An 8,376-nucleotide genomic window follows, 5' to 3' on the forward strand; every position below is an offset into this window, starting at 1 on the left:
CCTCTACGTCAAGGGGGGCGCGTGATGCGCTATTTCGAGGACTTCCGGACCGGTGACGTCCACGAGCTGGGGACCATCACCGTCACGACGGAGGAGGTGCTGGAGTTCGGCCGGCGCTTCGACCCGCAGCCCTTCCACACCGACCCGGAGCTCGCCGAACAGAGCCCCTTCGGCGGCCTCATCGCCAGCGGCTGGCACAGCGCCTCGATGTTCATGCGCCGCTACGTCGACGGACTGCTCGCCTACAGCGCCTGTACCGGCTCGCCGGGCGTCGACGAGATCCGCTACCTGCGGCCCGTCCGCCCCGGCGACGTGCTCACGGCGCGCGTCGAGATCCTCGGCTCGCGCCCCTCGCCGTTCAACCCGGCCACCGGGGTCGTCCAGCCCAAGTGCACGCTGTCCGACGCCGAGGGGAACGTCGTCTTCAGCATGGTCCTGCACAGCATCTTCCGGCGCCGCCCCGTCGCCTGCGCGGCGCCGCACCCCTGCGCCGCGGAGGACCCCGTCGTCCGCGTGAACTCCCTGGCCTGACCAGGCCGGGCCCGGGTCCCCGCCCCGCGCCCGCCCCCCTCCCCGTCCGCCGAAGTGAAAGGGAGTCCTCCCGTGGAGGCCGTATCCCGCACCGCCCAGTGGACCGCCGCAGCGCGAGCCCTGGAAACCGACCGCGAGGACCGGCTGTTCGCCGATCCGTACGCGCGCACCGTCGCCGACACCATCGGCTTCGAACTGCTGGAACGTTACGCCGGAGCCGGCACCGTGCCGTTCCTCGCGATCCGCACCACCTACCTGGACCGGCAGATCGTCCGCACCGTCGAGGAGCACGGCATCCGCCAGGTCGTGTTCCTCGCCGCCGGCATGGACACCCGCTTCTACCGGCTGCCCTGGCCCGACGGCGTCACCGTCTACGAACTCGACCGCCCCGCCCTCCTGGAGGCCAAGGCCGAGATGCTGGCCGGCGAGGCCCAGCCGGCCGGCCGCAGCCGCGTCGCCGTCCCCGTCGACCTCACCCAGGACTGGACCGGACCCCTGAAGGAAGCCGGCTGGCGCGCCGACCAGCCCGTGCTGTGGGTCGTCGAGGGCCTCCTCTTCTTCCTCCCCGAGCTCGCCGTCCGCAACCTGATCTCCACCCTGGCCGGACACTCCGCGCCCGGCTCGGTCCTGCTCGGCGACGTCATCAGCAAGTCCGCGCTGGAGAACCCGCTCTCCCGCCCCTTCCTGAAGAGCCTGGAAGAGGACGGCAACCCCTGGCTGTTCGGCACCGAGACCCCCGAGCAGCTCCTCACCGACTGCGGCTGGGACGTCCGCGAGGTCCGCCAGCCCGGCGAGGACGGCGCCGACTTCGGCCGCTGGCCCTACCCCGTCCCCGCGCGCAGCGTCCCGCGCGTCCCCAGGTCCTTCCTGTTCACCTGCGACCTCCCGACCACCGAGGTGAGAGCGGCATGAGCGCCACCCACGACTTCCACCAGCGCGTCATCAGCGACGCCGGCGCCGCCGTACGCGGCCTGACCGTCGCCCTCGGCGAACGCCTGGGCCTCTACCGCGCCCTCGCCGAGGCCGGCCCCCTCACCCCGGCCGGCCTCGCCGGGCACACCGGGATCAACACCCGGTACGCCGAGGAGTGGCTGCACGCCCAGCTGAGCGCCGGGTACGTCGAGCGCGACCCGGGCACCGGCGCGTACTCCCTGCCCGCCGACCACGCCCCGGTGCTGGCCGACCCGAACGCGATCACCTTCGCCGCCGGCTTCTTCACCGCCCTCAAGGCCCTCTACGGCACCGAGGACCTCCTCGTCGAGGCCTACCGCACCGGCGACGGCGTCGGCTGGGCCGACCACGACCCGGCCCTCGACACCGGCATGGGCAGCTTCTTCCAGCCCACCTACGAGCACCGCCTCGTCCCGGACTGGCTGCCCTCCCTCACCGGCGTCACCGGCAAGCTGGCCGCCGGCGGCACCGTCGCCGACGTCGGCTGCGGCGTCGGCCACACCACCCTGCTCATCGCGAAGGCCTTCCCGCAGGCGACCGTCCACGGCTTCGACTACTCCGAAGAGGCCATCGCCATCGCCCGCGGCCTCGCCGAGGAGGCCGGCCTCTCCGACCGCGTCGTCTTCGAGGTCGCCTCCGCCGACGACTACCCCGGCACCGGCTACGACCTGGTCACCTTCTTCAACGCCCTGCACGACATGGGCGACCCGGTCTCCGCCGCCCGGCACGTGCACAAGTCCCTGGACGCCGACGGCACCTGGATGCTCGTCGAGTCGAACGTCTCGCCCGAGGACATCGACACGCAGACCCCGGCCGCCCGCATGTTCATGGCGCTCTCCGCCGTGATGTGCCTGCCCGTGGCCGTCGCCCAGCACGGCCCCCACGCCCTCGGCAACCACTCCGGCGAGCAGGCCTTCCGCGCCATCGCCGAAGAGGCCGGCTTCAGCCGCTGGCGCCGCGCGACCGAGACCCCGGTCAACGCCGTCTACGAGGTCCGCCCGTAGCACCCGGCCCGCCGGCCCGGGGCCCGCACGCCCCGCCGTCACCACCACCCCGAGGAGTCACCATGGGCGTCAGCGCCCCCCTGCCGGTCAACGACCGGTTCCTGGAAGTCCTGGAGCGCCTGAGCTCCCGCTCCATCGAGGAGTACTACAACCCGTACCAGCAGTTCGACTGGCCCGAGAAGCTCGACGAGGGCCGCATGTGGATGACCCCCGAGCTGCTCACCGTCTACGGGACCCCCTTCTACGACGAGCTCGGCGAGGAGACCCTCCAGCGCCTCTCGAAGTGGGAGAGCATCAACTTCTACAGCCTCAACGTGCACGGCATCCGCGAGCTGCTCATCGAGGTCGTCGGCCGCATCCACATGCCCGGCTTCGAAGTGCCCTCGGACTTCTTCCACCACTTCATCGGTGAGGAGAACGAGCACATGTGGTTCTTCGCCGAGTTCTGCCGCCGCTACGGCGACAAGATCTACGGCTCCACCGCCCTGCGCGCCGACTCCGCCTGGGAGCCCGAGGTCGAGAACTTCCTCGTCTTCTCCCGGATCCTGTTCTTCGAGGAGCTGGTCGACCACTACAACACGCGGATGGCGCGCGACGAGTCGCTGTGCCACACCATCCGCGAGGTCAACCGCATCCACCACCAGGACGAGTCCCGCCACATCGCCTTCGGCCGCGAGCTGGTCTCCCTCCTCTTCTCCCGCATGAAGGAGGCCGTCCCCGCCGCCCGCGTCGCCGAGGTCGAGGCCTACCTCAAGCGCTACGTGGTCTACAGCATCAACTCCCTGTACAACCCCCACGTCTACCGGGACGCCGGCATCGCCGACCCGATCGGTCTGCGCAACGCCCTCGTCGCCGACGAGCGCCGCCGCCCCCACGAGCGCAAGGCCATCCGCAAGCCGCTCGGCTTCTTCCTGAAGACCGGGATCTTCACGGACGACGTCCTGCCCGTCGTCTGAGAGGGCCCCCCGCCGCCGGAGAGGTGACACCCCCATGAGCGTCACGACCGTCCAGACCACCACCACCCCAGACACCCGGGGCCTGCCGTCGCTCGGCCCCGAGGGCACCGCCCTGCTGCGGCTCCTCGACGACACCTTCGAGAGCTGGGGGGTGCACGCGGGGGCCCGTTCGATGACGATGCCCCCGCTGCTGCCGGCCGCCGACCTGGCCCGGCTCGACTACTACGACAACTTCCCCCACCAGGCCGTCGTCGCCGCCCCGCTGAACCTGGACGTCAGGGACAGCAGCGAGTTCTGTACCGACACCGGCTGCTTCCCCTGCGACGCGCTGGAGCCGGCCGCCCTCGGCCTGCCCTCCGCGTCCTGCTACGCCGTCTACATCGACCACCAGGGCCGCCCGGCCGCCGACGACGAGCTCGTCACCGTGGTCGGCTGGTGCTTCCGCAAGGAGGCGCACTACGAGGGCCTGCGCCGCCAGCTCGGCTTCCGCATGCGGGAGATCGTCGCCATCGGCACCCACGAGCACGCCCAGGAGCACCTGGCCCGCTTCACCCGGCGCATCAACGCCTTCGCCGAGGCCCTGGACCTGCCGCTGAAGCGGGAGGCCGCCTGCGACCCCTTCTTCGACAAGGGCAGCTCCAAGGCCGTGCTCCAGCGCCTGACCCCGGTCAAGCACGAGTTCCTCTTCGAGGACCTCGCGATCGCCTCGGTCAACACCCACCGCAACTTCTTCGGCGACCGCTGCGACATCCCCCTCGCCTCCGGCGCGGGACCGGCCTTCACCAGCTGCGTCGCCTTCGGCCTGGAGCGCTGGCTGTCCGCGCTCACCCGACGCCACGGCAGCTGGGCCGCGGCGACCGCCGCCGTCCTGAGCGCGAACGCGGCGGGGCCGGCGATCTGACGTGCCGACCCTCCCCGTCGCCCCGCCGGCGGGCGGCCCGGGCTGGGCGAACCTCGGCATGGACATCGTGTCCGTCGACCGCGTCCGCCGGCTGCTCGTCCAGTACGGCGAGGACTTCTTCCAGCGCATGCTCACCCCCGGCGAACTCGCCGACTGCCACACCTCCGCCCGGCTCGACGTACTGAGCCTGTGCGGGCGGATCGCGGCCAAGGAGGCGGCCTTCAAGACCCTCCGCGTCCGCGCCGCGGTCCTGCCCTGGCGGGACATCGTCGTACGGCGCTCCGAAGGCGGCTGGCCCCTCGTGGAACTCCGCGGGGCGGCGGCCGGCATGGCCGCCGACTCCGGCATCACCGGCATGACGGTGTCGATCAGCCACGACGTGGACTACGCGGTGGCGGTCGCCGCCCCGCTCCTGGAGCCCGACCCGCCGGACCGCCCCGCACCGGCCCCCGCCCCGGACCCGGCCCCCGCCGGGACCGGGCCCACCACCTCAGCAGAACACCGCACTTCAAGGAGAGACCCCATGTCCGACGGCCTGCAGCTCGTGAAGAACTGGCTCCTCGCCCGCCACGAGGAACTGGACGACATCCCCTCCGACCTCGACCTCATCGAGACCAGGATGATCGACTCCCTGTCCTTCGTCGAGTTCGTCTTCGTGCTCGAACAGCACAGCGGCCGCGCGATCCAGATGGAGACCCTGGAGGTCGACGAGATCCGCACCCTCGACGCCATCGCCACCCACTTCTTCGCCGCCGAGGTGAAGGCATGAGCAAGCGCCTCTTCACCTCCGAGTCGGTCACCGAGGGCCACCCCGACAAGATCGCCGACCGGATCAGCGACACCATCCTCGACGCCCTGCTGCGCGAGGACCCGGCCAGCCGCGTCGCCGTCGAGACCCTCCTGACCACCGGCCAGGTGCACATCGCCGGCGAGGTCACCACCACCGCGTACGCGCCGATCGCCGAACTCGTCCGCGGCGCCATCCTGGACATCGGCTACGACTCCTCGAAGAAGGGCTTCGACGGCGCCTCCTGCGGCGTGTCGGTGTCCATCGGGGCCCAGTCCCCGGACATCGCCCAGGGCGTGGACACGGCGTACGAGTCCCGGGTCGAGGGCGACGAGGACGAGCTCGACAAGCAGGGCGCCGGCGACCAGGGCCTGATGTTCGGCTACGCCTGCGACGAGACCCCCGAGCTGATGCCGCTGCCGATCCACCTCGCGCACCGGCTCTCCCGCCGCCTGACCCAGGTCCGCAAGGAGGGCACGGTCCCCTACCTGCGCCCCGACGGCAAGACCCAGGTCACCATCGAGTACGACGGCGACAAGGCCGTACGCCTCGACACGGTCGTCGTCTCCACCCAGCACGCCGCGGACATCGACCTGGACGCGCTGCTCACCCCGGACATCCGCGACCACGTGGTCGAGCACGTCCTGAAGCAGCTCGCCGAGGACGGCATCAAGCTGGACACCGAGGGCTACCGGCTGCTGGTCAACCCGACCGGCCGCTTCGAGATCGGCGGCCCGATGGGCGACGCCGGCCTGACCGGCCGCAAGATCATCATCGACACCTACGGCGGTATGGCCCGCCACGGCGGAGGCGCCTTCTCGGGCAAGGACCCGTCGAAGGTGGACCGCAGCGCCGCGTACGCGATGCGCTGGGTCGCCAAGAACGTCGTCGCCGCCGGGCTGGCCTCGCGCTGCGAGGTGCAAGTCGCGTACGCGATCGGCAAGGCCGAGCCCGTCGGCCTCTTCGTGGAGACCTTCGGCACCGGCAGCCTGCCCGACGCGCGGATCCAGGAGGCGATCTCGGCCGTCTTCGACCTCCGCCCCGCCGCGATCGTCCGCGACCTGGACCTGCTGCGGCCCATCTACGCGCAGACCGCCGCGTACGGTCACTTCGGCCGCGAACTCCCCGACTTCACCTGGGAGCGCACCGACCGCGTGCACGCGCTGCGCAAGGCAGCCGGGATCTGACATGCGGATCGCTGTCACGGGTTCCATCGCGACCGATCACCTGATGACCTTCCCCGGCCGGTTCGCCGAGCAGCTGCTGGCGGACCGGCTGGACCGGGTCTCCCTCTCCTTCCTCGCCGACCACCTGGACGTGCGGCGCGGCGGGGTGGCGGCGAACATCGCCTTCGGACTGGGCGTGCTGGGACTGAGCCCCCTGCTGGTGGGCGCGGTGGGCGGGGACTTCGAGCCGTACCGGGTGTGGCTCAAGGACCACGGGGTGGACACCGACTCCGTACGCGTCAGCGACACCCTCCACACGGCCCGGTTCGTCTGCACCACAGACCAGGAGCAGAACCAGATCGCGACCTTCTACGCGGGCGCGATGGCCGAGGCCCGGGAGATCGACCTGCACGAGGTCGTCGCCCGCGCCGGCCGCCCCGACCTGGTTCTCGTCTCCCCGGACGACCCGCAGGCGATGCTCCGCCACACCCGCGCCTGCCGCGCACTGGGCCTGCCCTTCGCCTCCGACCCCTCCCAGCAGCTCGCCCGGCTCACTGGGGACGAGGTGCTGGAGCTGATCGACGGCGCCACGCGGCTGTTCACCAACGAGTACGAGTCCGCCCTGCTCTGCGAGCGCGCCGGGCTCACCGAGGAGCAGATCCTGCGCCGGGTCGGCTCCTGGGTCACCACCCGCGGCGAGGACGGCGTACGGATCCGCACCGCGGACGGCGAACCCCTGACCGTGGCGGCGGTGCCCGTCACGCGGGTCGTCGACCCCACGGGCGTCGGCGACGCCTTCCGGGCCGGCTTCCTCGCCGCAGTGGCCTGGGGCGTACCCGAGGAACACGCGGCCCAGCTGGGCTGCGCGGTCGCGGCCACCGTCCTCGACCACGCCGGCACCCAGGAGTACCGGCTGACCCGCGAGGCACTGCTGGCCCGGCTGCGCGACGCCTACGGGCCGCGGAGCGAGGCGGAACTGTCCGAACACCTGAGGGGACTGGAATGAGATGAGACGGTCACTGAGGGAGGAGTTCGCGACCCGCGTGGTGGTCGCGGACGGGGCGATGGGCACGATGCTCCAGGCCGCCGACCCCACGATGGACGACTTCCTGGGGCTGGAGGGCTGCAACGAGATCCTCAACGCCACCCGCCCCGACATCGTCCGGGCGGTGCACGACGCCTACTTCGCGGTGGGCGTGGACTGCGTCGGGACCAACACCTTCGGCACCAACCTGGCCGCACTCGCCGAGTACGGGGTCGAGGACCGGATCTACGAGCTCTCCGAGGCCGGCGCCCGCATCGCCCGCGAGTCCGCGGACGCCTTCACGGCGGCCGACGGCCGGCCCCGCTGGGTCCTGGGCTCCATGGGCCCGGGCACCAAGCTCCCCACCCTCGGGCACATCGCCTACGACCGCCTGCGCGAGGCCTACCAGGAGAACGCGGAGGGGCTGATCCGCGGTGGCGCGGACGCCCTTCTCGTCGAGACCACCCAGGACCTCCTCCAGACGAAGGCCGCCGTCATCGGCGCGCGGCGCGCACTGGAGTGGTGCGGGACGGAGGACCTCCCCCTGATCGTGCAGGTCACGGTGGAGGCGACCGGCACGATGCTGCTGGGTTCGGAGATCGGTGCGGCGCTGACGTCGTTGGAGCCGTTGGGGATCGACATGATCGGTCTGAACTGCGCGACGGGTCCGGCGGAGATGAGCGAGCACCTGCGGTATCTGGCGCGCAACGCCCGTATCCCGCTCTCGTGCATGCCGAACGCGGGTCTGCCGGTGCTGACGAAGCAGGGCGCGCACTACCCCCTGTCGGCAGTCGAGCTGGCCGACGCGCAGGAGACCTTCGTCCGCGAGTACGGGCTGTCGCTGGTCGGCGGCTGCTGCGGTACGACGCCCGAGCACTTGCGGCAGGTCGTGGAGCGGGTGCGCGGGGCGGGTGTGGTGGCCCGGACTCCTGACCCGGAGCCGGGTGCGGCGTCGCTGTATCAGACGGTGCCGTTCCGGCAGGACACCTCGTACATGGCGATCGGTGAGCGGACGAACGCGAACGGGTCGAAGAAGTTCCGTGAGGCGATGCTGGA

Annotated in this window: 9 protein-coding genes; all 9 read left to right on the forward strand. The window is 71.6% G+C overall.

Annotated elements, in window-relative coordinates; translation table 11 throughout:
* Positions 1-24 precede the first annotated feature (24 nt).
* A complete protein-coding gene (locus ABT403_RS31755; RefSeq protein ID WP_344155410.1) occupies positions 25-531 on the forward strand; it encodes a MaoC family dehydratase in 507 nt (168 codons plus the stop codon).
* A 72-nt stretch (positions 532-603) separates the two neighbouring features.
* Positions 604-1,443 carry a class I SAM-dependent methyltransferase gene (locus ABT403_RS31760; protein ID WP_344155412.1) on the forward strand — a complete coding sequence of 280 codons (840 nt, stop codon included), beginning with the start codon at positions 604-606 and terminating at the stop codon, positions 1,441-1,443.
* Positions 1,440-2,486 carry a class I SAM-dependent methyltransferase gene (locus ABT403_RS31765; protein WP_344155414.1) on the forward strand — a complete coding sequence of 349 codons (1,047 nt, stop codon included), beginning with the start codon at positions 1,440-1,442 and terminating at the stop codon, positions 2,484-2,486. Before ABT403_RS31760 ends, ABT403_RS31765 begins: the two co-directional genes overlap by 4 nt.
* Before the next feature lie 62 nt (positions 2,487-2,548).
* Entirely contained in the window at positions 2,549-3,442 is an 894-nt protein-coding gene (locus ABT403_RS31770; RefSeq protein WP_344155416.1) for a diiron oxygenase, read from the forward strand.
* Positions 3,443-3,476: 34 nt separating this feature from the next.
* Positions 3,477-4,343, forward strand: coding sequence for a class-II aminoacyl-tRNA synthetase family protein (locus tag ABT403_RS31775; protein WP_344155419.1), 867 nt, complete (start codon positions 3,477-3,479; stop codon positions 4,341-4,343).
* A gap of 1 nt (position 4,344) precedes the next feature.
* The gene (locus tag ABT403_RS31780; protein ID WP_344155422.1) at positions 4,345-5,112 is read left to right on the forward strand and encodes a 4'-phosphopantetheinyl transferase superfamily protein; all 768 of its coding nucleotides are present in this window, start codon (positions 4,345-4,347) and stop codon (positions 5,110-5,112) included.
* A complete protein-coding gene (gene metK / locus ABT403_RS31785) occupies positions 5,109-6,317 on the forward strand; it encodes a methionine adenosyltransferase (protein ID WP_344155424.1) in 1,209 nt (402 codons plus the stop codon). The genes ABT403_RS31780 and metK overlap by 4 nt, the downstream gene beginning before the upstream one ends.
* A 1-nt stretch (position 6,318) precedes the next feature.
* Complete coding sequence (locus tag ABT403_RS31790; protein WP_344155427.1) at positions 6,319-7,302, forward strand: carbohydrate kinase family protein; 984 nt, start codon at positions 6,319-6,321, stop codon at positions 7,300-7,302.
* A 1-nt stretch (position 7,303) separates the two neighbouring features.
* The coding region (locus ABT403_RS31795; RefSeq protein WP_351650387.1) for a homocysteine S-methyltransferase family protein at positions 7,304-8,376 on the forward strand (1,073 nt) is incomplete at its 3' end.

Source organism: Streptomyces sp. NPDC000075 (genome assembly GCF_040301925.1).
In the GTDB taxonomy this organism is placed as follows: domain Bacteria; phylum Actinomycetota; class Actinomycetes; order Streptomycetales; family Streptomycetaceae; genus Streptomyces; species Streptomyces polychromogenes.

Excerpts from the sequence above, each read along its gene's own strand:
- ABT403_RS31755 (WP_344155410.1), top strand. The coding sequence starts at position 25 with ATGCGCTATTTCGAGGACTTCCGGACCGGTGACGTCCACGAGCTGGGG.
- ABT403_RS31765 (WP_344155414.1), top strand. The coding sequence starts at position 1,440 with ATGAGCGCCACCCACGACTTCCACCAGCGCGTCATCAGCGACGCCGGC.
- ABT403_RS31770 (WP_344155416.1), top strand. The coding sequence starts at position 2,549 with ATGGGCGTCAGCGCCCCCCTGCCGGTCAACGACCGGTTCCTGGAAGTC.
- ABT403_RS31775 (WP_344155419.1), top strand. The coding sequence starts at position 3,477 with ATGAGCGTCACGACCGTCCAGACCACCACCACCCCAGACACCCGGGGC.
- metK (WP_344155424.1), top strand. The coding sequence starts at position 5,109 with ATGAGCAAGCGCCTCTTCACCTCCGAGTCGGTCACCGAGGGCCACCCC.
- ABT403_RS31790 (WP_344155427.1), top strand. The coding sequence starts at position 6,319 with ATGCGGATCGCTGTCACGGGTTCCATCGCGACCGATCACCTGATGACC.